At 62.1% G+C, this 23,810-nt stretch carries 25 protein-coding genes; 18 read left to right on the top strand and 7 right to left on the bottom strand.

All coding sequences use genetic code 11. The features are described from left to right. Positions 1-218 precede the first annotated feature (218 nt). The 7 genes from ACI2KA_RS25880 to ACI2KA_RS25850 form a co-directional block, all read right to left on the bottom strand. Entirely contained in the window at positions 219-1,037 is an 819-nt protein-coding gene (locus ACI2KA_RS25880; RefSeq protein WP_404505310.1) for an HpcH/HpaI aldolase/citrate lyase family protein, read from the bottom strand. Continuing rightward, complete coding sequence (locus ACI2KA_RS25875) at positions 1,031-1,861, bottom strand: MaoC family dehydratase N-terminal domain-containing protein (RefSeq protein ID WP_404505309.1); 831 nt, start codon at positions 1,859-1,861, stop codon at positions 1,031-1,033. The genes ACI2KA_RS25880 and ACI2KA_RS25875 overlap by 7 nt, the downstream gene beginning before the upstream one ends. A gap of 25 nt (positions 1,862-1,886) precedes the next feature. Further along, a complete protein-coding gene (locus ACI2KA_RS25870; RefSeq protein WP_404505308.1) occupies positions 1,887-3,143 on the bottom strand; it encodes a Glu/Leu/Phe/Val dehydrogenase in 1,257 nt (418 codons plus the stop codon). Between the two features lie 73 nt (positions 3,144-3,216). Next, on the bottom strand, positions 3,217-4,341 hold the full coding sequence (locus ACI2KA_RS25865; protein ID WP_404505307.1) for a CaiB/BaiF CoA transferase family protein: 1,125 nt from the start codon (positions 4,339-4,341) through the stop codon (positions 3,217-3,219). Then, positions 4,334-5,074: an NAD(P)H-dependent oxidoreductase gene (locus tag ACI2KA_RS25860; RefSeq protein ID WP_400821057.1), complete on the bottom strand. Its 741-nt coding sequence runs from the start codon at positions 5,072-5,074 to the stop codon at positions 4,334-4,336. The genes ACI2KA_RS25865 and ACI2KA_RS25860 overlap by 8 nt, the downstream gene beginning before the upstream one ends. Before the next feature lie 8 nt (positions 5,075-5,082). Further along, positions 5,083-6,243, bottom strand: coding sequence for an acyl-CoA dehydrogenase family protein (locus tag ACI2KA_RS25855; RefSeq protein ID WP_404505306.1), 1,161 nt, complete (start codon positions 6,241-6,243; stop codon positions 5,083-5,085). Between the two features lie 133 nt (positions 6,244-6,376). Continuing rightward, entirely contained in the window at positions 6,377-7,363 is a 987-nt protein-coding gene (locus tag ACI2KA_RS25850) for a LysR substrate-binding domain-containing protein (protein ID WP_404505305.1), read from the bottom strand. Between the two features lie 98 nt (positions 7,364-7,461). Here ACI2KA_RS25850 and ACI2KA_RS25845 point away from each other — a divergent pair, with 98 nt between their 5' ends. From ACI2KA_RS25845 to ACI2KA_RS25760, 18 genes are all read left to right on the top strand, one after another. Then, complete coding sequence (locus tag ACI2KA_RS25845) at positions 7,462-8,016, top strand: phosphonopyruvate decarboxylase (RefSeq protein ID WP_404505304.1); 555 nt, start codon at positions 7,462-7,464, stop codon at positions 8,014-8,016. A 6-nt stretch (positions 8,017-8,022) separates the two neighbouring features. Next, positions 8,023-8,610 (top strand): thiamine pyrophosphate-dependent enzyme, encoded by a 588-nt coding sequence (locus tag ACI2KA_RS25840; protein ID WP_404505303.1) that lies wholly within the window; start codon positions 8,023-8,025, stop codon positions 8,608-8,610. A gap of 64 nt (positions 8,611-8,674) precedes the next feature. Beyond that, positions 8,675-10,153 carry an aldehyde dehydrogenase gene (locus ACI2KA_RS25835; RefSeq protein ID WP_404505302.1) on the top strand — a complete coding sequence of 493 codons (1,479 nt, stop codon included), beginning with the start codon at positions 8,675-8,677 and terminating at the stop codon, positions 10,151-10,153. Between the two features lie 7 nt (positions 10,154-10,160). Next, complete coding sequence (locus tag ACI2KA_RS25830; protein ID WP_404505301.1) at positions 10,161-11,336, top strand: NAD(P)/FAD-dependent oxidoreductase; 1,176 nt, start codon at positions 10,161-10,163, stop codon at positions 11,334-11,336. An 11-nt stretch (positions 11,337-11,347) separates the two neighbouring features. Further along, on the top strand, positions 11,348-12,124 hold the full coding sequence (locus ACI2KA_RS25825) for an SDR family NAD(P)-dependent oxidoreductase (RefSeq protein WP_404505300.1): 777 nt from the start codon (positions 11,348-11,350) through the stop codon (positions 12,122-12,124). A gap of 3 nt (positions 12,125-12,127) precedes the next feature. Then, entirely contained in the window at positions 12,128-12,571 is a 444-nt protein-coding gene (locus tag ACI2KA_RS25820; RefSeq protein ID WP_404505299.1) for a VOC family protein, read from the top strand. Between the two features lie 9 nt (positions 12,572-12,580). Beyond that, positions 12,581-13,342: a LamB/YcsF family protein gene (locus tag ACI2KA_RS25815; RefSeq protein ID WP_404505298.1), complete on the top strand. Its 762-nt coding sequence runs from the start codon at positions 12,581-12,583 to the stop codon at positions 13,340-13,342. An 86-nt stretch (positions 13,343-13,428) separates the two neighbouring features. Beyond that, entirely contained in the window at positions 13,429-14,124 is a 696-nt protein-coding gene (locus tag ACI2KA_RS25810; protein ID WP_404505297.1) for an allophanate hydrolase subunit 1, read from the top strand. Then, positions 14,121-15,131, top strand: coding sequence for a biotin-dependent carboxyltransferase family protein (locus tag ACI2KA_RS25805; RefSeq protein WP_404505296.1), 1,011 nt, complete (start codon positions 14,121-14,123; stop codon positions 15,129-15,131). Before ACI2KA_RS25810 ends, ACI2KA_RS25805 begins: the two co-directional genes overlap by 4 nt. A gap of 33 nt (positions 15,132-15,164) precedes the next feature. Continuing rightward, complete coding sequence (locus ACI2KA_RS25800) at positions 15,165-15,923, top strand: electron transfer flavoprotein subunit beta/FixA family protein (protein ID WP_404505295.1); 759 nt, start codon at positions 15,165-15,167, stop codon at positions 15,921-15,923. After that, a complete protein-coding gene (locus tag ACI2KA_RS25795) occupies positions 15,923-16,849 on the top strand; it encodes an electron transfer flavoprotein subunit alpha/FixB family protein (protein ID WP_404505294.1) in 927 nt (308 codons plus the stop codon). Before ACI2KA_RS25800 ends, ACI2KA_RS25795 begins: the two co-directional genes overlap by 1 nt. Positions 16,850-16,863: 14 nt before the next feature. Beyond that, positions 16,864-17,574 (top strand): alpha/beta fold hydrolase, encoded by a 711-nt coding sequence (locus ACI2KA_RS25790; RefSeq protein ID WP_404505293.1) that lies wholly within the window; start codon positions 16,864-16,866, stop codon positions 17,572-17,574. A gap of 466 nt (positions 17,575-18,040) precedes the next feature. Next, positions 18,041-19,129, top strand: a complete 1,089-nt coding sequence (locus ACI2KA_RS25785) for an ABC transporter substrate-binding protein (protein WP_404505292.1) — start codon at positions 18,041-18,043, stop codon at positions 19,127-19,129. Positions 19,130-19,187: 58 nt separating this feature from the next. Further along, entirely contained in the window at positions 19,188-20,078 is an 891-nt protein-coding gene (locus ACI2KA_RS25780) for a branched-chain amino acid ABC transporter permease (RefSeq protein WP_404505291.1), read from the top strand. Next, positions 20,071-20,961 carry a branched-chain amino acid ABC transporter permease gene (locus tag ACI2KA_RS25775; protein ID WP_404505290.1) on the top strand — a complete coding sequence of 297 codons (891 nt, stop codon included), beginning with the start codon at positions 20,071-20,073 and terminating at the stop codon, positions 20,959-20,961. The genes ACI2KA_RS25780 and ACI2KA_RS25775 overlap by 8 nt, the downstream gene beginning before the upstream one ends. Then, positions 20,951-21,703: an ABC transporter ATP-binding protein gene (locus ACI2KA_RS25770; protein WP_404505289.1), complete on the top strand. Its 753-nt coding sequence runs from the start codon at positions 20,951-20,953 to the stop codon at positions 21,701-21,703. Before ACI2KA_RS25775 ends, ACI2KA_RS25770 begins: the two co-directional genes overlap by 11 nt. Further along, on the top strand, positions 21,700-22,419 hold the full coding sequence (locus ACI2KA_RS25765; protein WP_404505288.1) for an ABC transporter ATP-binding protein: 720 nt from the start codon (positions 21,700-21,702) through the stop codon (positions 22,417-22,419). The genes ACI2KA_RS25770 and ACI2KA_RS25765 overlap by 4 nt, the downstream gene beginning before the upstream one ends. 234 nt (positions 22,420-22,653) lie before the next feature. Beyond that, positions 22,654-23,810 (top strand): NAD(P)/FAD-dependent oxidoreductase (locus ACI2KA_RS25760; protein ID WP_404505287.1); only part of this gene is annotated, 1,157 nt, incomplete at its 3' end.

The following is a 23,810-nucleotide window of genomic DNA, read 5'->3' as shown; positions in this document are numbered from 1 at the left end:
CCTTCATCCAGAAGCACATCGATACGCTCGCGCGCCGTCAGCTTGCCCTTGGCATGTTGCGCATCGATGCGCTTCGCACCGCCGCCGAGGCGGGCCTGCGCCTGCCTTGCAATCAATGGTTCGGTCATCCCTGCCGTCACCTTCCTGTTGGACGAAAAATCGCGCGTTGAAACGGCCCGCTTCCGCAGGCCAAAGGGCGGCTCGTTGGGTTGGCGATATCAGGTCGCGCGGGCGAGGATCCGCCTTGCCCGTTCCGCGACCGGCGCGTCGATCATTGCCCCGTCGAGCTTCACCGCCGCACCGGCAGCGTCCGCCTCGGCGGACAGGACTTTCCTCGCCCAGGCGATCTCTTCCGCGGAAGGCCGGAACGCCGTGCGGATGGCTTCGATCTGGGCTGGATGAATGGCAAGTTTTCCGCCAAAACCGAGGGCTGCCGCGTGGTCGCAATCGGCCGCCAAGGCCCCGGCATCGGAGATCGCGACCGTCACACCATCGAGCGGGGCGGGCAACCGGGCCGCCCGCGCGTGCAGGACCAGGGCAGAGCGGGCAAGGAGAAGACTGTCGCGTTGATGCCGCGCTCCGATATCGAGCGCAAAATCGATCGAGCCGAAAGCCATCTGCGCGAGATTGGATGCCTGTCCAAGCTGCGGCAGGCCATTGACGCCGATCGCCGTCTCGATCAGGCCGATCACCGGCAAGGCCTCGCCTGAACGCTCGGCGACATCCCGCAAATCGTCTTCCGTTTCGGTTTTGGGAAGCATGATGCCCGCCACCGCCATGCGCGCAATGGCGTCGAGATCATCGACGAACCATTGCGTATTCGACGCATTGGTCCGCACATAGACCGGCACCGGCAGGGTCGCCAGATCGAAAGCGGCGAGACGGGCGCGGGCCTGCTCCTTCTCGGCCGCGGCAACGGCATCCTCCAGATCGATGATGATCGCATCCGCGCCGCTCTGCGCCGCCTTGAGGAAGCGTTCGGGACGGGTGGCGGGGACGAACAGCGGCGCCACGACAGGGGAAAAGCGCCTTACCATGTCGCTGTTCCCGTCATTGCCGTGACGTTATCGCCGGTCACCGTCGCAAGCTCGCTCCCGCCCGCATTTTTCCAGGCCCGCAGCCGCAGCGTCTGAGCGCCGCAGGCGGGGCTTTCTCCCCGGAAGCTGAATTTACGCGGCATTCCTCCCCCAAGGGTCGCGGCAAAATTCAACAGCAGGGTCGCCTGAAGCGGTCCGTGGATGACGAGACCGGGATAGAACTCGACCGCGCGCGCATAGTGCTCATCATAGTGAATGCGATGCCCGTTGAAGGTCAAGGCGGAGTATCGAAACAGCATGACCGTGTCGACTTGCACTTCGGCTTGCAGATCGGCATCGCCCCTTGCATTCGCCGGCGCTGCGGTCGCCGGCGCGGTTGCGGCCGCCCGGTAGACGATATCCTGCCGTTCGCGGATCGCGACGCCCCGATGCGTGGCATGTTCATGGTTGACAGTGACGAAACACAGAACGCCGCTTCGCCCCTCCTTGCGCCTTATGTCGGCAATGCGCGACGTCCGCGTGACGATGTCGCCTTCGCGCAGCGGATCGAGGAACTCCAGTTCGCCGCCGGCCCACATTCGCCTTGGCAAAGGAACGGGAGGAAGGAAGCCGCCTTTCTGGGGATGGCCGTCCTGGCCGAGCAGCGCAGCCGTCACGGCCGGTGGAGACAGGCACCAATGGATCCCGGCCGGCGCATGACCCGTATCCACAAGGTGAGGGTCTAGGGTCGCGCGATACCGGTCCAGAAGCCGGCCCGTCACCTCTTCCGGCAGGCCCTTGTCCGTTCGGTCGATCCAGGCGGAAAAATCGGTTTGCTCGGTCATGCTTTCATCCCTTCCTGTTTGCCGATCACGGAAAAATGCCGCGACGGCGCTTGCCGTCGAGAACGCGTTCGACGCCGATTGTCATGGCCGCGATGCGGTTCGAAACGCCGTCGACCCGGGCGCGCTCCAACACCTGGTTGAAAGCACGGTCGAGAATGATATTCGTTCGACGCGTCACTTCCTCCTCTTCCCAGAACAGCCGCTGGAGACCCTGCACCCATTCGAAATAACTGACGATGACGCCGCCGGAGTTACACAGAATATCGGGAACGACGAAGATATCGCCCCGCTCGTCGAGAACGAGATCGGCCTCGGGGGTGGTGGGGCCGTTCGCGCCTTCCGCGAGAATCCGGCACTTCAGCCCGGCTGCAACCTCGGCATCGATGACACGCTCGACCGCAGCGGGAACGAGAACATCGCATGGCTGCGTCAGAAGTTGGGATGGATCGAAGGCGGCCTCGCTGCTCCAGCCCGCCAGAACGCCGTGTTTCGCGACATGGGCGTCGATGGCGTCGAGATCGAGACCGCGCGGATCGTAATAACAGGCGGTATGGTCGCTGACCCCGAGAATGCGCAGGCCCATGTCCTGCAAGGTGCGGGCCGAATAGGAGCCGACATTGCCATAACCCTGAACGATGGCCGTTGCCCCGGATGGAGCGATGCCGAGATGATCCATGGCGCGGGCCGCAAGATGGGCGACACCGCGCCCGGTCGCCTCACGGCGTCCGACCGTGCCGCCGATGGCGACGGGTTTGCCGGTCACAACGCCCGGCACCGTCGCGCCCTGATACGACGAATAGGTATCCATGAACCAGGCCATGACCTGCTCGTTGGTTCCCATATCCGGAGCCGGAACATCCGTATCGGGGCCGACAAAGGGGATCATTTCCTGCATGTAGCGGCGCGAAAGACCTTCCAGCTCGCGCGGGGAAAGGCTGTAGGGATCGACCGCGATGCCGCCCTTCGCTCCACCATAAGGGAGACCGGCCAGGGCGCATTTCCAGCTCATCCAGATTGCCAGCGCGGCGATCTCTCCCAGATCGACATTCGCGGCATAACGCGTTCCGCCCTTGGTCGGGCCGAAGGTAAGGTGATGCTGGACGCGATAACCTTCGAAAACCGCAATGGTGCCATCATCGCGGCGAATGGGGCAAGCGACCGTGATCGCCCGCTTCGGCATCAATATCCGTGCTCTTTCATGGGTGGGAATGCCGATATGATCGGCGATGGTTTCGAACTGCTGCTCCGCCATCTTGAAGACAGCGCCGGAAAATGTACTCACAGGCGAACGCTCCTCTCGTCGCGAACTCGTCACAGTTTCGCAAGGTCTTCGATTAATTCGGCATCGGTCGGTGTCAGCCGGGTAAAAATTCGGCCCGGATGTTGTCCGTGTCGGTTCCGAGACCCGGAACCGGGCCGGGGCGGAAGCCCGCATCGCGCCCTGCCGGTCTCGGAAGGGTGATCAGGGTGCCGTCAGCCAGGGCGACCTCGACGCGGCGAAGGGCCGGATGAGACCCCAGATCGCGAACCTCGGTATAGCGGCCCCAGGCGATGCCGGCCTTATCCAGCCGGGCGACCGCGTCGGCAACGTCGAGGGCACGAAAGGCGGGTTCAAGCTCACGATCGAGCGCGACGCGGTTCGAGACCCGCAGCGGGTTCGTGGCGAAATCGGGATGCTCGGCCAGTTCCGAGCGATCTAGCACCTGCTCGCACAGTTTTTTCCACTCGGCATTCGTCTGTGTCGCGACGATCAATGTGCCGTCGGCGCAGGCAAACGGGCGGTAAGGATAGATGGAGGCGTGCGACAGGCCGAACCGGCCGGTTTCGCGCCCCGCATGTTCGTAATGCAGCAGCGGCACCGCCATCCAGTCCGCCATGCCGTCGAACATCGCCACTTCGATCTGCCGGCCGCGGCCGCTGCGCTCCCGTTCGATCAGCGCCTCGAGAATGGCCGCATGCGCGTTCATTCCCGTCGCGATATCCGCAGCCGAGACGCCGATTTTCGATGGCGTGTCGGGCGTGCCGGTCACGGCGCACAGCCCGCTTTCGGCCTGCACCAGCATGTCGTAGGCGCGCATCGGCGCGCAGGCGGTATCCTGTCCGTAGCCGTTGATCGAGACCGCGATCAAACGCGGAAAACGTGCGGCGATGACCTCGGGCGTAAAGCCCATCCGCGCCAGCGCGCCGGGCACGAGGTTCTGGACGAGGACGTCGGCTTTTTCGAGAAGCGCGGACAGAAGGCTCAGGTCGCGCTCGTCCTTCAGATCGAGAACGGCGCTTTCCTTGCCGCGATTGAGCCAGGCGAAATAGGCCGACGTGCCTTTGACGGCGCTATCGTAATTGCGGGCGGTTTCGCCGCCCGCGCGCTCGATCTTGATCACCCTGGCACCGGCATCCGCGAGCCTCACCGTGCAGAGCGGCGCGGCCACGGCCTGTTCGATGGCGATGACCAAAAGACCGGAGAGCGCGCCCTCAGACATTGCGCTGCTGTCCCGATCTTGCCAGAACGCCCGGCTTCAGACGCTCGTTCGGGCCGTAATCCTCGGCGGAATGGAAAAACAGGCGCGGCGTGGTTTCCAGCGTCTCAAGATGCGCGCGATAACCGTCGAGCTGCCTTTTACGCCCCGCCTCGTCCTCGCGGCCGGGCATATAAGCGACATAGGGCGGCAGGACGTCGAAGCCGCTATAGCGGAAAAGGCCGTTATGGATCGGCCACAGCACGGTAAGAATGTCACCATCGATGCCATCGGGGGCATAGGTATCCGCCGAAGTGCCGGTCGTGGCGGCAACCATCGCCAGCTTTCCCTTGAACATGCCGGTATCGTATTTGCGCCCGGCGAGATAGGCGAAACCGCGGGCAAAAACACGGTCCGCCCAGCCCTTGAGGATCGCCGGCATGCCGAACCACCAGACCGGGAACTGAAAGATCACCAGATCGGCATTGGCAAGCTTGGCCTGTTCGGCGGCGATATCCGCCGCGATCGTTCCGGTCTCCATCGCATGGGTCTGTTCACGGGCGATGCTGAGACGCGTCGGATCGGAGCGCTCCCCGAGAAAATCACCCTCGCCCGTCACCGGGTTCCAGCCCATGGCATAAAGATCAGAGACCACGACCGTGTGCCCCAGGGCGGAAAGCGTTTTGACCGCAAGGTCTTTCATCGCTCCGTTGAACGAGGTCGGTTCGGGATGGGCATAGACAATCAGAATATTCATGGTTGACCTCAATAGGAACGGGCAAGGCCCAGCACATGCTCGGCCAGATAGGACAGGATCAGGTTCGTCGAAATAGGCGCGACCTGATAGAGACGGGTCTCGCGGAATTTGCGTTCGACATCATATTCTTCGGCAAAACCGAAGCCGCCATGGGTCTGGATCGCGGCATTCGCGGCTTCAAAGCTGGCATCCGCCGCCAGCATCTTGGCCATGTTGGCCTCGGCTCCGGGATTGGCCCCGGCCTCGTAGAGACCGAGCGCTTCCCGCACCATCAACTCCGCCGCCCGCATATTGGCGTAAGCCTTGGCGATGGGAAACTGAATACCCTGATTCTGTCCGATGGGGCGGCCAAAGACGCTGCGGCTCTTGGCATAGTCGACCGACTTTTCGATAAACCACTTCGCATCGCCGACACATTCGGCCGCGATTAGAATACGCTCGGCATTCATGCCGGAGAGAATATACCGGAAACCCTTGCCCTCTTCGCCGATCAGGTTCTGTGCGGGCACCCGCAGATTGTCGAAAAAAACTTCCGTGGTGGCATGGTTCATCATCGTCCTGATCGGGCGGATGGTGAGGCCGTTTCCGACCGCTTCGCGCATGTCGACCAGCAGCACTGACAGACCCTCGGTCTTTTTCATCCCCTCCTTCAATGGCGTCGTTCGCGCCAGAAGCAGCATGAGATCGGAATATTCGGCGCGGCTGGTCCAGATTTTCTGGCCGTTGATGACAAAATGATCGCCGTCGCGTTTGGCGGTGGTCTTGAGCGCGCCGGTATCGGTGCCGCTCGTCGGCTCCGTCACTCCGAAGGCCTGAAGGCGCAATTCGCCGCTGGCAATCTTCGGAAGGTATTTTTCCTTCTGCTGCGCCGAGCCATGGCGCAGAAGCGTCCCCATCGTATACATCTGGGCGTGGCAAGCGCCGCCATTACAGCCGGCGCGCTGCATTTCCTCCAGAATGGCGGCTGCTGCCGACAGCGGCAGGCCCGCACCGCCATATTCCTCGGGGATCAGCACGGACAACCAGCCGGCTTCCGTCAAGGCGTCGACGAATTCCTGCGGATAAGCCATTTCGCGGTCAAGCCGACGCCAGTACTCTCCTGGAAACTTGCCGCAGAGCTTTGCGACAGCCTCGCGAATTTCCGGATATGTTTCGACTGTCTGGCTCATCGGCGGTATCTCCCATTCATTTGACAACTATGCTTGCCAGAGATGAGGGATGCCGACAACGACAAGACAGCTAGATCAGCTATAAACTGATTGTATGGCTCGTGCCGGAGGCCGGTCACCAAATGTCACGGGCTCATAGGGCGGACGATCGCATCAACCGGGTTTTGGAAACGCCACCATCGGGCTTTGGCTCATCCGGGGGCAGCCTTCCCGGCCAGACGCCCTGCTCCACCATGCCCACGATATTTGACGCGATCGTTTGGCCTGCGAAGCGCGCCAGCCGAGGCACCGGGCGATCCGTCGGGTAGGACATGATCAAACGTCGCATGGGAACGGGGTTCACAAGCGGTGCGGCGCAGAGCTGGCCAAGCGCGATATCGCGATGGATCGGCGCCTTGGGCAGGATGGTCGAGCCATGTCCGCCGCGAACCAGGGTCTTCAGCGTGGAATAGCTGTCCGCCTCGACCGGAACATGCAGCGAAAAGCCCCGCTCATCGGCGCATTTGTCGAGAATGGCGCGAAGACCGTGCCCCGCGCTTGGCAACAGCAGGCGCTCGCCCTCCAGATCGCCGAAGTCGACGGGTACATCCAGCGAAAGGCCGGTCCCCGGCGGCCCGATGAGAAACAGGACTTCCTCAAGCAGGGGCTGAACCCGGAGCGTTCGCGCCGATTTCGGATCGTAGAGGATCGCCGCGTCGATTTCGCCGCGATGCATCCAGTCGAGCAGATAACCGGAATAGGCGCTGACAATGCGCAGGGTCGCCTCGGGATGCGCTTCCCGAAACGCCGCGACCAAGGGTTCCGTCAGGATATCCGCCGCGGTCGGCGGCATGCCTATCGACACATGACCCCGCAGCGGCGCATCGCCTTCGGCAACAGACGCCCGGATTTCCTCCAGCTCGCCCATGACCCGCATGGCATGCCGCAATACGTCCTGCCCCTGATCTGTAACGATCATCCCGCGACCGTGGCGGTCGAAAAGCCGCACGCCCAACTCCTCCTCCAGGAGGCGGATCTGGCGGCTCAGGGCCGGTTGCGCGATGTGCAGACGGTCAGACGCCTTTGAGAGGCTGCCGAGTTCTGCGACGTGAATGAGGGTGCGTAGCTGAGATATTTCCATGCTATACAATACCGCTATATCTGATCATTAAAAAGGGTCGATGTGAACAAATTCCGGCAAGGCTATAGAAGAGGAAACAGCCATGCGAGGAGAATTTGATGACTGCCGCAGCAGCGATTACCAAAAGCGCAGAAATGCGCGATCTGGCCGTGGACTGGCCGCTGGAACTCTATGATACGCTGAAGGCCGCCGGCATCAGCCACATGTCCTATGTTCCGGATGCGGGGCATTCCACATTGATCCGCCTTTTCAACGAGGACGCCGGTATGACGGCCAATGTGCTGACCACGGAAGAGGAAGGCATCGCGATTGCAACCGGCGCCTGGCTGGGCGGTCAGCGTTCGGTGATCCTCATGCAATCATCCGGCGTCGGAAACTGCATCAACATGCTTTCCCTCCCCGTCCAGACGCGCACGCCCCTTCTCATGCTCGTGACCATGCGCGGCGAATGGGCCGAGTTCAACCCCTGGCAGGTGCCGATGGGCCAGGCGACGGAAGCTTCGCTTCGCGCAATTGGCGTGACGGTGCTGAGGGCGGAAACGGGCGAAGATCTGATCGAGATCGTCGGTCAGGCCGCCGGCATGGCATTCGATGCGGATCAGCAGATCGCGGTTCTGATTGGACAGCGCCTGCTTGGAAAGAAGAAGTGGTAAGAGACGATGACCAATAACACGATGGACCGCCGTGAAGCCGTCAACAAGCTCCTCGCCCCACGCGACGGCGCACTTGTCGTCACCGGCCTTGGCTCGCCGAGCTACGACGTGCATGCCGCCGGCGATGTCGACGGCAATTATTACCTCTGGGGCGCCATGGGCGGCGCGGCCCTCACCGGTCTCGGCATCGCCCAGGCCCAGCCGGATAAACGCGTCATGGTCATTACCGGCGACGGCGAGCAGCTGATGGCCTTCGGTGCGCTTGCGACGATTTCGGTGGCGGCCCCGAAGAACCTCGATATCATCGTGCTCGACAACCAGCATTTCGGCGAAACCGGCATGCAGTCGAGCCACACCGGACGCGGCATCGCTTTCGACCGCATCGCCGCCGCCTGCGGTTTCGTCGACACGGCCGAACTGCGCAGCCTCGAGGAGGTGGATGCGCTGGTGGCGCGGCTGCGGACGCCCGCTTCGGGACCGCGCCTGTTCGTGCTCAAGATCAAAGCCGAAAACCTGCCGCGTTCTCTGCCGCCGCGCGACGCCGTCTTCATCAAGAACCGTTTTCGCGCCCATCTCGGGCTTACGACCTGCTGAAATCCGCCGGGAGGGCTTGTGACGGCTCTCCCGGTTTTCGTTTTTGAGTGGTGCGGAGGAGCAAATGGCGCTTGATCGTTTTCAAAATACCGTCGATGGCAAACGCGTGGCCGTGCGTGAGACGTTCGAATCCCTCGATCCCTTCACCGGCAAGCCCTGGGCGCTCGTGCCGCTCGACGGTCCGGCGGAAGTGGAAGCGGCCGTCGCTGCCGCCCGCAAAGCCTTTCGCTCGCCGCAATGGGCCGGCCTGACCGCAACCGCGCGCGGCAAACTGCTTGTCCGGCTCGCCGATCTCATCGCCGAAAATGCCGAACGCCTCGCAGCCCTCGAAACCCGCGACAACGGCAAGCTGCTTGCGGAAATGACCGCCCAGCTTCGCTACATTCCGGAATGGTTCCGCTATTTCGGCGGCCTCGCCGACAAGATCGAAGGCTCCGTCCTGCCCATCGACAAGGCCGGCATGTTCGCCTTCACCCGGCGCGAGCCTATCGGTGTCATCGCGGCAATCGTTCCGTGGAACTCGCCGCTTATGCTTCTGACGTGGAAGCTCGCGCCGCTTCTGGCCGCCGGCAACACGGTCGTCATCAAGCCCTCCGAGCACACGTCGGTCTCCGCGCTTGAATTCGTGAAACTGTTCGAACAGGCCGGGTTTCCGCCCGGCGTCGTTAACACCGTCACCGGAATGCCGCTTGAAGTGGGCGTGCCTCTGGTCAACCACCCCGATGTGGCGAAAATCGCCTTCACCGGCGGCGAACCCGGCGGCATCGCGGTTTACCGCGCCGCCGCCGAGGGGCTGAAAACCGTGACGCTGGAACTGGGCGGCAAATCCGCCAATATCGTTTTCGCCGACGCGAATATCGGCAATGCGGTCAATGGCGCGATTTCCGGCATTTTCGCCGCATCCGGCCAGACCTGCATTGCCGGTTCGCGACTTCTGGTGCAGCGGTCGGTCCACGATCAGGTCGTTGACGGCGTCGTCAAACTGGCCGCCACCGCCCGTATCGGCAACCCATCGGATGCGCAAACACAGGTCGGACCCATCACGACCCAGGCGCAACGCGCAAGGGTTCTCTCCTATCTCGACATTGCGCGGGCGGAAGGGGCCGAGGCGGTTCTTGGCGGCAAGTGCCCCGATGCGGCCGAATTGAAAGACGGCTGGTTCGTGGAGCCGACGATTTTCACCGGCGTGAACAACCGGATGCGGATCGCCCGCGAGGAGGTGTTCGGCCCGGTTCTGTCGATCATTCCGTTCGACGACGAGGAAGAAGCCTACGCCATCGCCAATGACAGCCCCTACGGGCTTGCGGCGGGTCTCTGGACGGCCGATATCGCCCGCGCCATTCGCGGCAGCGCCAGCCTCGAGGCCGGCACCGTCTGGGTCAATTCCTATCGCGCGGTCAGCTATATGGCGCCGTTCGGTGGCTATAAACGCAGCGGGGTCGGCCGTGAAAGCGGCCAGGAGGCGATCGACGCCTATCTCCAGACGAAGACGGTGTGGATCGATACCGCCGGTCAGGTCGCCAACCCCTTCATCATTCGCTGAGGTCGAGATGGATAAAACCGATAAAGCCAGCGTCGTCATTGTCGGCGGTGCGATCATGGGAAGTTTCGCGGCATGGTTCCTGCGCCGCGAAGGCTTTACCGGCGATATCACCGTCGTCGAAAAGGATCCGACCTATCAATTCTGTTCGACCGCGCTGTCCGCAGCGTCGATCCGCACCCAGTTTGGTACGCCCGTCAACATCCACATGAGCCTGTTCGGAGTAGATTTCTTCCGCAACATAAAGGATATCTTCGGCCAAAGCGCAGACATAGGTTATGTCGAGAAGGGCTATCTGATCCTTGGAGGACCCGAGACCGTCGAAACCCGCCGCCTCGCGGTCGACATGCAGAAGGCCGAGGGCGCGGATGTGGTGGCGTTGTCGCCAGACGAGATCGCGGCGCGTTTTCCTTACATATCGGTCGAGGATATCGGCATCGGCACTTTCGGAGCGACGGGAGAGGGCTGGTTCGATGCCTGGTCGCTTCTGTCGCTGGTACGTGGCGCCGCCAAGGATCTTGGCGTGCGATACATCACCGGCAAAGTCACCGGCTTCGATATCGTTGCAAGCCGCGTGAGCGCCGTATTGCTGGAAAATGGCGATCGCCTGCCCTGTGACTGGTGCGTGATGGCGGCCGGCCCCGCATCCGGCGCGCTGACCTCGGCGCTTGGGCAGGCCCTGCCGGTCACACCGAAAAAACGAACCGTTTTTTCGTTCCGCGCCCCGCTCAGGGCCGGCAATTTCCCGATGCTGTTCGATTCCTCCGGCATCTGGGTGCGTCCAGAGGGCGAGGGTTTCATTGGCGGCATTCAGCCGCCGGCCGATCAGGACCACGATGCGACCGATGATTTCGAACCGCATCACGACCTGATGGAGGAGGTCTTCTGGCCGGCGCTGGCGACCCGCGTGAACGCCATGGAAGAGCTTCGGCTTGAACGGTCCTGGGCCGGCCATTACGAAATCAACGAACTGGACCATAACGGCGTTATCGGGCTGCATGACGAGATCGGCAATCTCGTATTCTCGACCGGTTTTTCCGGGCATGGCGTCATGCATGCCCCCGCCGCCGGCCGAGGCGTGGCCGAATTGATCGCCCATGGCAATTATACCAGTCTCGATCTTACGCCGCTCGGCTATCATCGCATTCGAACGGGCAGCCCCCTGCCCGAGAGCATTATTTATTGAAGGAGAAGAACATGAGGTTTGAGGGCAAAGTGGTCGTTGTGACCGGTGCCGCACGGGGAATCGGCCGGGCGACGGCCGTGCGTTTCCTCTCGGAAGGCGCCAGCGTCGTGATCGCCGATGTCGACGCGGAGCGTCTCGATACGACGGTCAAGGAACTTGGCTCGGCCGGCAACCTCGTATCGGTCGTGGCCGATGTCAGCAGCAAGCAGCAGGTGGAACAACTCGTCGCCGCGGCCGTCGAAAAATTCGGCAAGCTCGACATCATGGTCAACAATGCCGGCATCTGCCCGATCGTGCCTTTTCTCGACGTGACCGAAGAGACCTATGACACGGTTCTGGCCATCAATCTGAAAGGCGCGTTTTTCGGCACGCAGGCGGCCGGCCGGCAGATGATCGCCCAGGGTCATGGCGGCGTGATCATCAACATGTCGTCGATCAATTCCGGACTGGCCAATCCGAATGTCGCGCCTTACGCGATTTCGAAGGGCGGCATGAACCAGGTCACCGGCACCGGCGCTGTCGCCTTTGCGCCGCACGGCATCCGCGTCGTCGGCGTCGGCCCCGGCACCATCATGAGCGAGATGGTCGCGGGCGATTTCGTCAACAGCGCCGGCCACAAGGCCATCATGATGCGCACCCCGATGGGACGCTATGGAGAGCCGGAGGAGATCGCCTCCGTCGTGGCGTTCCTTGCCAGCGACGATGCGTCCTTCATCACCGGCGAAACCATCTACCCCGATGGCGGCCGCCGCGTCCTGAACTACGTCATGCCCAGCAAGGAGGACTAAGCCATGAACCAGATTTTCGAAAAGCTCCACCATATCTGCCTCGTCGTCAACGATATCGACAAGACGCAGGCCTATTACGAGTCTATCGGCATCGGTCCCTGGATCGCCTATCCGCCGCTCGCCGAATATGAAGAGCTGAACGTTCCGAACCCGGTCGCCTTCAACAAGATGCAATATCGCATCTGCAACCTGCCGAACTTCCAGCTCCAGCTTTGCCAGCCGAGCGAAGACGCGAGCCCCCAGCGGGAATTCCTCAAGACGAAAGGCGAAGGCGTCTTTCATCTGGGCTTTGAGGTTGCCGATGCGGATGCGGCGCAGGCGGCATCCGGCATTCCGGTGAAGATGTCGGGCCGCCGGTCCAACCGGACCGGTTTCACCTATTACGACACGGCCGAAGACGGTGGCGTTACGCTGCTGACCCGATCCACCAACCGGCCGGGAACGTGAGCCCGAGAGATGAAGATCGATCTCAATTCGGATATCGGTGAAGGGTTCGGCCCCTGGCGGATGGGTGACGACGCGGCGATGCTCGCCGTCGTCACCTCCGCCAACATCGCCTGTGGCGGGCACGCGAGCGATCCCGAAACGATGTTTCTCACGCTGAAGAACGCGGCGGAGCGCGGCGTGGTTATCGGCGCGCATCCCGGTTACGCCGATCGCGAAGGCTTTGGCAGACGCGTGATCCCGATGACGCCATCCGAGATCGGGCGGATGGTTGCGGCGCAGGTCGGAAGCCTTCAGGGCGTGGCCGCACTTGCCGGCGCTGACGTGCGTTACGTCAAGCCGCATGGCGCGCTCGGCAATCTGGCCGCCGATGACCGTGCGGTGGCGGATGCGATCGTCGCTGCAACCGCAGCCCTTCCCGGCCGCCTTGCCATCCTTGCCATTTCCGGCACGGAGCTGGAACTTTCCGCACGCGCCGCCGGCATCGAGGTCTTTTCGGAAATCTTCGCGGATCGCGCCTATCTTCCAAATGGCAGACTGGTGCCGAGGTCGCGCGAAGGTTCGGTCCTGCACGACGTCGAGGAAGCCGCCGGCCGTCTCGTCAGGTTTCTCGAGGATGGCAAGATGCCGACAATCGACGGTGAGACCGTATATCTTGCGGCCCACTCGATCTGTGTGCACGGCGACAGCCAAGGCGCGGTCGAAATGGCGAAGACGATTCGCGGCCGTCTCGAAACGGCGGGAATCTCGATTGCTCCCTTTCTGGCAGTTTGAGGAATTTTCGATGCAAAAAACCTATACGGGCGCCCGCGTCGCGCTGACAGACGCCGATTTCATTGCGGTTAAAGGCGCCTATTGAGGTGACGTCTTTCACTCGCTCCTTTCCGGTGTTTAGCCCTGTTGCCGATCACAGCCTGCTCGTCGAGTTCGGCGAAACCATCGACCATGCGATCCATGCCCGCGTGATAAAGCTGGATCGAACCCTAGCCACACAGCCTTTCGCGGGTTTTGTCGAAGCGATACCGGCCTATGCTTCGCTTCTGCTTCGCTTCAACCCCCTGCTTACCGACCACGGGCAGGCAGAAGCGGCTACGCGGCGCTTGCTCGGCGAGGCCGGATCGGCTGAAACGCCGGCAAGCCTGCGAGACGTCCTCGTCTGCTATGACGATGAATTCGCCCCGGATATATCGGCGGTCGCCGAGGCGGCGGGCGTGACGACTGAAGCGGTGATCGAGGCCCATCTCAGCGGCGACTATGACGTTTTCATGTATGGTTTTGCCCCCGGCTACGCCTATCTCGCCGGCGTGCCGGAAAAGATTGGAATGCCGCGCAAGCCCGCCGCCGTGCGTGGCGTGCCGGCTGGCAGCGTGCTGATCGCCGGTCCGCAATGCCTGGTCTCAACGATCACCATGCCCACCGGCTGGTGGATCATCGGCCGCTCGCCGACGCCAATTCTCACCGGCGACGCCGATCGCCCGTTTCTTTTCGACGTCGGCGACAAGGTCCGGTTCCGCCGGATCACACGCACGGAATTCGACAGGGAGGCCGGCCGATGAGCGATGCGATCCTATCCGTTTCCTTTGCCGGCCCGCATGTCTCCATTCAGGATGGCGGGCGCTACGGGCTGATGCGTTACGGCGTGCCGGCCTCCGGCCCGATGGACAGGCTGTCTTTCGCCGCCGCCAATGTGGCCTTGGGAAATCCGGCCAATGCGCCGGGCATTGAAATCTCCATGGGAGGGCTTGTTCTGCAATGCCTTTCCGGCACCGTCAGTTTTGCCGTTGCCGGCGGCGGCTTCATTGTCGATCACGCCGACCAGAAGCGCGGGGCCTGGACCGTCGCCACGCTGGCGGCCGGGGAAAAACTGGCAATCCGGCCGGGTCCGTGGGGCAGCTGGTCCTATCTCACCTTCGCCGGCGCGTTGCAGACGCCGACATGGCTCGGCAGCGCTTCGACCCATATGCTGTCGGGTTTTGGCGGCGGCCGGCTGAGCGCCGGCCAGCAGCTGACGGTTGGCGATGCGACCCGGCGCGAGGAGCGTGAAGGCGATATCCCCTGCCCGGTCTGCGCCCGCCCGCGAAGCGAGGTCCGGGTGGTGCTCGGGCCGCAACAGCGATTTTTCGGAGCGCCGTCGATTGCCGCGTTCCGCTCCGGGACCTGGCGCATGACCGATGCCTGGGATCGCATGGGTGTCCGGCTGGCGGGGCCGGTCATCGCCCCCGACGCGCCGCTCGACATGCCCTCCGAGCCGATCGTGCGCGGCTCGGTTCAGGTCGCCGGCGATGGCGTCGCCACGGTTCTGCTGGCCGATCACCAGACGACAGGCGGCTATCCGAAGATTGCAACGGTGCTGGACTGCGATCTGGACGCCTTCGTCCAGCTCCGCCCGCGCGACCCGGTCGCGTTCCGGCCGGTATCGGCTGCAGAGGCCGTGAGCGTCGCCCGTAGCGCCGCCATGAAGCTGACCACCTATTATCAGGCGATCGCAAAACCGAAGGGAACGCTCGACCAGCGCCTGATGAGGGAAAACCTTGTCGGCGGCGTCGTGGACGCCGTCGCCTGACCGGTAAAGATCGCAATTCAAAGGAAGAAGCCCATGAAGATCCTCGTGCCCGTCAAGAGGGTGATCGATTACAACGTCAAGCCGCGCGTCAAGTCGGACGGAACCGGCATCGACCTGGCGAATGTGAAAATGTCGATGAACCCTTTCGACGAAATCGCCGTCGAAGAGGCCGTGCGGCTGAAGGAGGCCGGAGCCGCCACGGAGGTCGTCGTCGTCTCCATCGGCGTCCAACAGGCGGCCGATACGCTGAGAACCGCGCTGGCCATGGGCGCCGACCGCGCCATTCTGGTTGTCGCATCCGACGATGTTCATCGCGACATCGAGCCGCTGGCGGTGGCCAAGATCATCAAGGCGCTGGCCGAGAAGGAGCAGCCCTCGCTGATCATCGCCGGCAAGCAGGCAATCGACAACGACATGAACGCCACGGGACAGATGCTGGCCGCTCTCCTCGGCTGGGGTCAGGCGACCTTCGCGTCCAAGGTGGAAATTGCCGGAACGGTCGCAAAAGTAACCCGCGAGGTCGATGGCGGATTGCAGACAATCGAAGTGAAGCTTCCGGCTCTGGTGACGGCGGACCTGCGTTTGAACGAACCGCGTTATGCTTCGCTTCCGAATATCATGAAGGCAAAGAAGAAGCCGCTCGAGGAAATGACCGTCGCCAGTCTCGGGATCGACGTCACGCCGCGTCTGGAGGTGATCTCCACCCGCGAGCCGGCCGGCAGGAAAGCGGGTATCAAGGTCGCTTCGGTCGATGAACTGGTTGCCAAGCTCAAGGAAGCAGGAGTCCTCTAATGTCCGTAATGATCGTTGCTGAATTCATAGACGGGAAACTCAATCGCGACGCCACCGCCAAGGCGGTGAGTGCGGTCAGTGCTCTGGGACCTGTGACTGTCCTGTGCGCGGGCAGCGCGGCAGGGGCGGCCGCTTTGGAAGCGGCGGCGATTGCCGGCGTTGCCGCGGTCCATGTCGCGGAGAGCGACCTCTACGATCACGGCCTTGCGGAGCCGCTTGCCGAACTGATCGTTCATCTCGCAGGCAGCCACCAATATATCGCCGCGGCAGCGACGACGCATTCCAAGAATGTGCTGCCGCGTGTGGCGGCCTCTCTCGACGTCATGGTCATCTCCGAAGTTTCCGCCATCCTCGATGGCGACACGTTCGAGCGGCCCGTCTATGCGGGCAACGCGATACAGACGGTCAGGTCTAAAGACGCGATCAAGGTTTTCACCATTCGGACCGCGAGTTTCGAAGCCGCCGGCCAGGGCCAGCCGGCAACGATCACCAACCTCCCGGTTTCCGACAATCCGGCGTTGTCGCAATGGGTTGCCGATGACCTTACCAGGAGCATTCGCCCTGAACTGGCATCGGCTTCCCGGGTCGTTTCGGGCGGGCGCGGTATCGGATCGACGGAAAACTTCGCGATCGTCGAGACCCTTGCCGACAAGCTGGATGCCGCCGTCGGCGCTTCCCGCGCCGCCGTCGACAGCGGTTATGCCCCGAACGACTGGCAGGTCGGACAAACCGGAAAGGTCGTCGCGCCTGAACTTTATATCGCCGTCGGTATCTCAGGGGCGATCCAGCACCTTGCCGGCATGAAGGACTCAAAAGTCATCGTCGCGATCAACAAGGATGAGGAGGCTCCGATTTTCCAGATCGCCGATTACGGCCTGGTGGGCGATCTCTTTACAGTGGTGCCCGAATTGACCGCGAAACTATAATTGCGAAGAGCGCCATGACCGTTCCAACGATCGTTTTCCTGCCCGGCCTGCTTTGCGACGGGCAATTGTGGGAAAAACAGGTCAACGCTCTGGGCGATGTCGCGCCGGCGATTGTCGCGGACCTGACGCTGGACGACACCATCGCCGGCATGGCGCAAAGGGTCACGGCACACGCTGGCGGGCGATTTGTGATCATCGCTCTTTCAATGGGTGGCTATGTCGCATTCGAGCTGCTCAGGCAATTTCCAGACCGGATCGCCGGAGCGGCGCTGCTCGACACATCCGCGGCCCCGGATACACCCGCCAAGGCCGCTGCGCGGCTTGCCGGAATAAAAAGCCTGGCTCTCGGTCGGTTTACGGGCGTCACCAGCCGGCTGCTGCCGCAGCTCGTCCATCATCGCCACCTCGGCGGCCCCGTGGCGCAAGGCGTCCAGGACATGGCTCTGCGCGTGGGAGGTGAAGCCTATGTGCGCCAACAGCGCGCCATCCTCGGCAGGGTCGATTCTCGGCCTCACCTGTCCGCCATCACGGTTCCAACACTGATTGGTGTTGGCGCCGAAGACATTCTGACGCCCTTGCCCGAAAGCGAACTGCTGCATGCGTATATCCCCGGATCGCGCCTGCATGTCTTCGAGGAATGCGGCCATCTTCCGCCGTTGGAAAAGCCCGAAGAAACCACGCGGCTCCTGCGCGACTGGCTCACCGCATCCGTACTTTCCGCCTGAGATTTGGGGGGCCGACAACGCCTGCCGCGTTGTGCCTCGATGCGCAACCAGGGCCTTATCGGCTATTTCACATGCTTAGACTTCATCGCGGGAGACGCGGCGCAGCGTGCCGGCTTTGAACGATCCCGTGCGCCGACGCGATCCCGGTCTCGGAAAGCGCCAATAAAATTTAGATATAGCGCTTATCGCGCAATTCTAGTTTTTCGAAGGCTCCTGCCCGGCCACAGTAGGCTCAATAACAAGACAGCCATTCGCTGCAATAATAACCGGGAACGATTGCCGGCGCCGAGCCGGTCACAATCCTCCAATCACATCTGCGGTGTCTCTCCACGCGGGAGCGCCTCGACCGAACTCGGGGAACATATTCCCGGGCGGGATTTTGCATATCGATTTCATGCCGGAACACGCTTCGGGCGTGCCCTGGAACCTCGTCCAAACATCATCAATCAAGGGGAACATAATGAAGATGAACACTCGATTTCTTGCCCTGGCATCCTTTCTGGCGATGGTTATTCCCGCCCATGCGGATGTTCTCGTGGGCGCAGTCCTGCCGCTGTCGGGCGTCAATGCGAGGGGTGGCGAAGACCAGCGCCGCGGTATCGAACTGGCGGTCAAGGAAGTCAACGCAAAAGGCGGCGTCCTCGGACAGCCCCTGAAGGTGATCTACGAAGATTCCGGCAATACGTCGCAGCGCGCCATCGACGCCGCGCGCAAGCTGGTCTCCGTGGACAAGGTCGCGATCGTCATGGGTGAATATTCCTCGGGCATCACCATTCCCATGGGGCAATATCTCGTTGGCGAAGGCGTTCCGCATCTCAATCCGGCCTCCACCTCCGGCCTCGTCCGCAAGATCGGCGCGACATCCTTTTCCATGGTCGGTCTCGACAATGTCTCCACCGAATTCGCCGCCAAGGACGTCATCGCCCACGGCTGGAAAAAAGTCGCCGTGCTGGCGATGAACAATTCGTTCGGACAGGGCGTGGCCAATGAGTTCACCAAACACTTCAAGGATCTCGGCGGCGAGATAACCACGACGATCATGTATACTTCCGGGCAGACGACATACCGGCGCGAGCTGCAGCAGGCGGAATCCTCCAGCCCCGACGCCTATGTCTTTACCGCCTATGGCGCGGATGGCGGCCTGATGATGCAGGAATCCTACGAACTCGGTCTCCAGGACAAGCCCTGGTACTCCGTGCTCATCACCATGCACAATGCCGACACGCCGGCGGAATTCAAGAAGGGCCTGATCGGCATGGATGTCGACTACACGGCCGGCGACACGGGTTACAAGCAGGCTTATGAGGCCGCCTATGGCCAACCCTTCGCTTCGGCCTGGAGCGGTTACGCCCATGACACGATCATCTTCGCGGCCGCCGCCCTCAACAAGGCAGGCTCGACCGATCGCGCCGCGGTCCTCAAGGCCATTGGCGAACTCGGCAAAGAAGGGGTGAACGGCGCCACCGGCGAGATCAAGCTCGATGCCGATGGCCAGCGCCTCTGGCAGCCCTATCAGAAGCTGAAGGTCGAAGGCAAAGACCTCGTTCGTTACTAAGGTTTAACCGGCCGGGAGCGCTTGCCGCTCCCGGCCTTGCAAAAACGGCTCTTTCACCATGCAATTCCTTTTTGACACGCTGTTCCGGGCGGTAGATCTGGCGTTGATCGCCGTCGCGCTCAGTTCGGTCTATTCGCTGATCCGGTTTCCCAATGTTGCGCTGGTGCAATATGCCGTGGTCGGCGCCTTCACCGGCATGGCTTTGCAGAAACAGGGCGTCCCCCTTGTTCTGGCAATCGCCATTTCCGCCCTTCTTGTCGGTCTTCTCGCCCAGCTGTTCAACCGGTTTCTCTTCCAGCGCCTTCTCAGGCTCGACCCGGCCATCGCCCTCATCGGATCGCTGGCGCTCAGCATGGTGCTATCGGCGATTTTCCTGCTCGGCTTCGGCCCCGCCGCGCAGCGTTTTTCCGTTCCGGTGGCCCCGGCGACCCGGTTTCTTGGAATACGCATCACCGAGATGCAGATCTTGTCGGGTGGGGTCACCATCCTCATTCTGATCGGTTTTGCTCTGCTGCTGTTCCGCACGCCGCTTGGACGGGATATGCGCGCAGTCTCGAACAATGCGGTTCTTTCGGCCGCCAGCGGCGTCAACAACGGCAGGGTCACGGCCTTCGTCGTGTTCCTCTCCGGGCTTCTGGCGGCGCTGGGCGGCTCGATGCTGGCTCTTAGAGGTTCCGTCAGCATCGACATGGGAACCAACATGCTGCTTTCGGTGTTCGCCGCCGCCATATTGGGCGGGCTCGGCAATGCCTTCGGCGCCGTCGTCGGCGCAATCATCATCGCCGCTGCGGAAACCCTCGTCACCAACGTCAATTTCGGTTTCCTCACGGGTCAGGAATTTTTCTTCCTACCGGCAAGTTACGCACCCGCCGCTTCCTTCGCGCTGCTGATCGCGATTTTATTGTTCCGCCCCAAAGGCATTTTCGTAAGCGAGGTGACACGTGTCTGACTTCCTTGTTCATGTCGTCTCGATTGCCTTCATCTACGGAATTCTCGCCCTCAGCCTCAATCTGCAGGCCGGATATATGGGGTTGATGAATTTCGGCCTGGTGGCGATTTTCGGCTGCGGCGTCTATGGCGCCGGTCTGGTTCACTATTTTGGACTTCCCGTTTTCCTGGGGTTGCCGCTTGCCCTCGTCCTTGCGGTCGCCATGGCGCTGTTCTTCGCCCGGCTTGGGCGGCGTCTGTCCTCGGACTACTGGGGTATCGCGACCTTGTCGGTCGCCGAGATCATTCGCATCTTCGCCACCAATCTCGAGGGCTTGACCGGTGGCGCACAGGGCATATCCGGCCTGCCTCTCCTCTTCGCCGGCCTCAGGCCGTGGGACGGCGTGGCGCGCCTGTTCCTGTTCGGCAGCGTTCTCATCCTGGCATGGTGGCTCTGTGAAAGGCTCGTTCGCTCCAACTTCGGCCTCGGCATGAAGCTTATCCGCGAGGAACCGCAACTCGCACGGTCGCTGGGTTACGATATCGATCATATACGGTCGGTGGTCCTCGTCGTTTCCGCCCTTCTCGCGGCCGTGGCCGGGGTGCTCTATGCCCATTATCTGAGCTTCGTGGGGCCGGAACTGCTTGTCGCGCCTGAGACTTTCCTGATCTGGTCGATGGTCATCGTCGGTGGCATCGCCAACAACCGGGGTGTGGTTCTGGGCGCGATCGTCATGCAGTTCATGATGGCCTATGTGCCCTTCGTGAAGGATTATTTCGAACTGCCATCCGATTTTGTGGCGGCGGCGCGGCTGGTGCTCACCGGCAGCGTGATCCTCGCCTTTCTCCTTCTGCGCCCGCAGGGGATCTTCCCAGAGCGTATTGGAGATCGCCATGAGCACTGACCTTCTCACCGTTCGCCGGCTCGCCAAGTCCTTCGGCCCCTTGAGCGTCCTCGAAAACGTGTCCCTCTCCGTCCGTCCCGGGGAAATCGTCGGGCTGCTGGGTCCGAACGGCTCCGGAAAAAGCACCGCCTTGAACGTGATTTCCGGGTTCCTGCCAAGCAGCGGCGGATCGGTGACATTTAACGGTATGGACATATCCAATGCGCCGGTGCGGGCAATCACCGATCTCGGTTTGGTGCGCACCTTCCAGCTTCCGTCCATGCCGCACAGAATGACGGTCCGCGAAGTCATCAAGGCCGGCAAAAGGACGGACGGGGGGCTCTTCGCCCCGGTCAGCTTCGGTTCCGATATCGATGCCCTGCTTGCGGAGTTCAAGCTGTCGCATGTTGCCGGTAACGCCGCGAGCGCCTTGTCCGGCGGCCAGAAGAAGCTCCTTTCGGTCGCGACGGCCTTGCGGGCCGATCCGAAGCTGCTTTGTCTGGACGAGCCTACCGCAGGCGTTCACGTGTCGTTGCGCTCCGAGCTGGTCGATGTTCTGCGCCGCTATGTCTCGCGCGGCGGCGCCTGCCTCGTCGTGGAGCATGACATGCTGTTTATTCGGGATCTCTGCACACGCTGCATCGTGCTGGATCGCGGTGAAATCATTGCCGATTGCCTGCCTAGCGAACTCGAAAGCAATCCTCGCGTCGTCGAGGCCTATCTCGGCAAGGCGGTTGAAAAAGGCGGAATGGTACAAAGATGATCGATGCTTCCGATTTGCGCGCCGGCTATGGTGACGGCGCAGACATTCTCAACGGAATTTCCCTCAAGGCCGGCAGAAAGGAGCTCGTGACCATTCTGGGACCGAACGGCTGCGGCAAATCCACCCTTCTCAAGACCATCGCCGGTTTTGTGCGCCCGCGGGCAGGCACGGTCACGATGCATGGCCAGAATGTCAGTGACGTACCCATCCATGAAAAGGTCCGCCATCACCGCGTCGGATATGTGCCACAGACCGACAATGTGTTCGGAACCCTGACGGTCGCCGAAAACCTGCGGCTTGGCGCGCGATTTCTCGATCGCACGGCAACGGCCGAGCGTTATGAGGCGCTGATGGAGCAATATCCGTCCCTCGCATCGAAACAGGGACGGAAAGCCTCCGCCCTGTCAGGCGGGGAACGACAGCTTCTCTCCCTGGCGCGGGCGCTGATTGCAGGCCCCGAAATCCTGCTGCTTGACGAACCATCGGCGGGACTGTCCCCCCTGATGCTGCATGAGGTCTTCGACGCCATCGCCGCCATTCGCGACACCCAGGGCATGTGCATCGTCATGGTGGAACAGAATGCGTTCGAAGCCCTGGGCGTCGCGGACCGGGCCTATGTCCTGTCGCTTGGAAAAGTGGCGATCGAAGCCCCGGCGCGCGATCTCCTGGCCGATCCGGCCATGAGAGCCTTGTATCTGGGCGGCGAGGTGCACTGATTTTCGCTATCGGGAGGCGGGATGGAGAGAGCGCCTCGGCGCTCTTTTCGTCGTTCCCGTCAAAGCCGTGTGTGGTGTCGATAGCCAAAGATATATCGAGGACGCATATCTCATCGCGCGCGAATATAATGGTGAAGCAGCCCCTATCCTATTACAAGGAAACGGATTTTGGCGACCGCGCAGCCAACCGCGAGGTTGCGAAGGCGGTGCACGCGAAATATTTGGGAGAGTGAGATGGACGAAGCCATGCCCCGCGAATCGATGGAATTCGACGTTGTGATTGTCGGTGCGGGTCCTGCGGGTCTTGCGGCGGCGATCCGTCTGAAGCAGGTGGAGCCGGAGCTTTCGGTTGTCGTTCTCGAAAAGGGTGCGGAAGTCGGTGCGCATATCCTGTCGGGCGCCGTCGTCGATCCGATCGGCATCGACCGGCTGCTGCCCGGCTGGCGCGAGGAGGAGGGGCATCCCTTCAAGACAGAGGTCAAGGACGATCAGTTCCTGTTCTTAGGTCCGGCCGGTTCGATCCGCCTGCCGAACGCCCTGATGCCGCCGCTCATGAACAATCACGGCAATTACATCGTCTCGCTTGGGCTGGTCTGTCGGTGGCTTTCGGAAAAGGCGGAAGCGCTCGGCGTCGAGATCTATCCGGGCTTTGCCGCAACCGAAGTGCTTTATAATGACGAAGGCGCCGTCATCGGCGTCGCCACCGGCGACATGGGCATCGAGAAGAATGGCGAGCCGGGTGCGAACTTCACCCGCGGCATGGAGCTGCACGGCAAATATGTGCTGATCGGCGAAGGCGTACGCGGGTCGCTCGCCAAGCAGCTGATCGCCAGGTTCGAGCTGTCGAAGGATCGCGAGCCGCAGAAATTCGGCATCGGCATCAAGGAACTGTGGCAGGTCAGGCCGGAGAAGCACAGGCAGGGCCTGGTGCAGCACTCCTTCGGCTGGCCGCTCGGTTTTAAGACCGGCGGCGGCTCGTTCCTCTATCATCTCGAGGACAATCTCGTCGCCGTCGGCTTCGTCGTCCACCTCAACTACAAGAACCCCTATCTTTATCCCTTCGAGGAATTCCAGCGCTTCAAGACGCATCCGTCGATCCGCGAGACCTTCGAGGGCGGCAAGCGCCTCTCTTATGGCGCACGCGCCATCACCGAGGGCGGTTACCAGTCGGTGCCGAAGCTGACTTTCCCCGGCGGCGCGCTGATCGGCTGTTCGGCCGGTTTCGTCAATGTGCCGCGCATCAAGGGCAGCCACAATGCGGTGCTGTCGGGCATGCTGGCGGCGGACAAGATCGCCGCGGCGATTGCGGCCGGCCGTTCCCATGACGAGGTGGTGGAGATCGAAGCCGAATGGCGCGACGGCGATATCGGCAGGGATCTGAAGCGGGTCAG

The sequence above is a fragment of the Agrobacterium sp. NPDC089420 genome (assembly GCF_044900305.1).
In the GTDB taxonomy this organism is placed as follows: Bacteria; Pseudomonadota; Alphaproteobacteria; order Rhizobiales; family Rhizobiaceae; genus Agrobacterium.
The sequence above is the reverse complement of the archived record's forward strand: the minus strand, read 5'-3'. Positions and strand labels throughout refer to the sequence as shown.

Bases quoted from the DNA above. Each gene is read 5' to 3' on its own strand.
- ACI2KA_RS25770 (WP_404505289.1), top strand. From the start codon at position 20,951: ATGAGCACTGACCTTCTCACCGTTCGCCGGCTCGCCAAGTCCTTCGGC.
- ACI2KA_RS25800 (WP_404505295.1), top strand. From the start codon at position 15,165: ATGAAGATCCTCGTGCCCGTCAAGAGGGTGATCGATTACAACGTCAAG.
- ACI2KA_RS25855 (WP_404505306.1), bottom strand. From the start codon at position 6,243: ATGAGCCAGACAGTCGAAACATATCCGGAAATTCGCGAGGCTGTCGCA.
- ACI2KA_RS25795 (WP_404505294.1), top strand. From the start codon at position 15,923: ATGTCCGTAATGATCGTTGCTGAATTCATAGACGGGAAACTCAATCGC.
- ACI2KA_RS25840 (WP_404505303.1), top strand. From the start codon at position 8,023: ATGACCAATAACACGATGGACCGCCGTGAAGCCGTCAACAAGCTCCTC.
- ACI2KA_RS25880 (WP_404505310.1), bottom strand. From the start codon at position 1,037: ATGGTAAGGCGCTTTTCCCCTGTCGTGGCGCCGCTGTTCGTCCCCGCC.
- ACI2KA_RS25830 (WP_404505301.1), top strand. From the start codon at position 10,161: ATGGATAAAACCGATAAAGCCAGCGTCGTCATTGTCGGCGGTGCGATC.
- ACI2KA_RS25780 (WP_404505291.1), top strand. From the start codon at position 19,188: ATGCAATTCCTTTTTGACACGCTGTTCCGGGCGGTAGATCTGGCGTTG.
- ACI2KA_RS25790 (WP_404505293.1), top strand. From the start codon at position 16,864: ATGACCGTTCCAACGATCGTTTTCCTGCCCGGCCTGCTTTGCGACGGG.
- ACI2KA_RS25850 (WP_404505305.1), bottom strand. From the start codon at position 7,363: ATGGAAATATCTCAGCTACGCACCCTCATTCACGTCGCAGAACTCGGC.
- ACI2KA_RS25860 (WP_400821057.1), bottom strand. From the start codon at position 5,074: ATGAATATTCTGATTGTCTATGCCCATCCCGAACCGACCTCGTTCAAC.
- ACI2KA_RS25820 (WP_404505299.1), top strand. From the start codon at position 12,128: ATGAACCAGATTTTCGAAAAGCTCCACCATATCTGCCTCGTCGTCAAC.
- ACI2KA_RS25865 (WP_404505307.1), bottom strand. From the start codon at position 4,341: ATGTCTGAGGGCGCGCTCTCCGGTCTTTTGGTCATCGCCATCGAACAG.
- ACI2KA_RS25845 (WP_404505304.1), top strand. From the start codon at position 7,462: ATGACTGCCGCAGCAGCGATTACCAAAAGCGCAGAAATGCGCGATCTG.
- ACI2KA_RS25875 (WP_404505309.1), bottom strand. From the start codon at position 1,861: ATGACCGAGCAAACCGATTTTTCCGCCTGGATCGACCGAACGGACAAG.
- ACI2KA_RS25835 (WP_404505302.1), top strand. From the start codon at position 8,675: ATGGCGCTTGATCGTTTTCAAAATACCGTCGATGGCAAACGCGTGGCC.
- ACI2KA_RS25785 (WP_404505292.1), top strand. From the start codon at position 18,041: ATGAACACTCGATTTCTTGCCCTGGCATCCTTTCTGGCGATGGTTATT.
- ACI2KA_RS25805 (WP_404505296.1), top strand. From the start codon at position 14,121: ATGAGCGATGCGATCCTATCCGTTTCCTTTGCCGGCCCGCATGTCTCC.
- ACI2KA_RS25815 (WP_404505298.1), top strand. From the start codon at position 12,581: ATGAAGATCGATCTCAATTCGGATATCGGTGAAGGGTTCGGCCCCTGG.
- ACI2KA_RS25825 (WP_404505300.1), top strand. From the start codon at position 11,348: ATGAGGTTTGAGGGCAAAGTGGTCGTTGTGACCGGTGCCGCACGGGGA.
- ACI2KA_RS25765 (WP_404505288.1), top strand. From the start codon at position 21,700: ATGATCGATGCTTCCGATTTGCGCGCCGGCTATGGTGACGGCGCAGAC.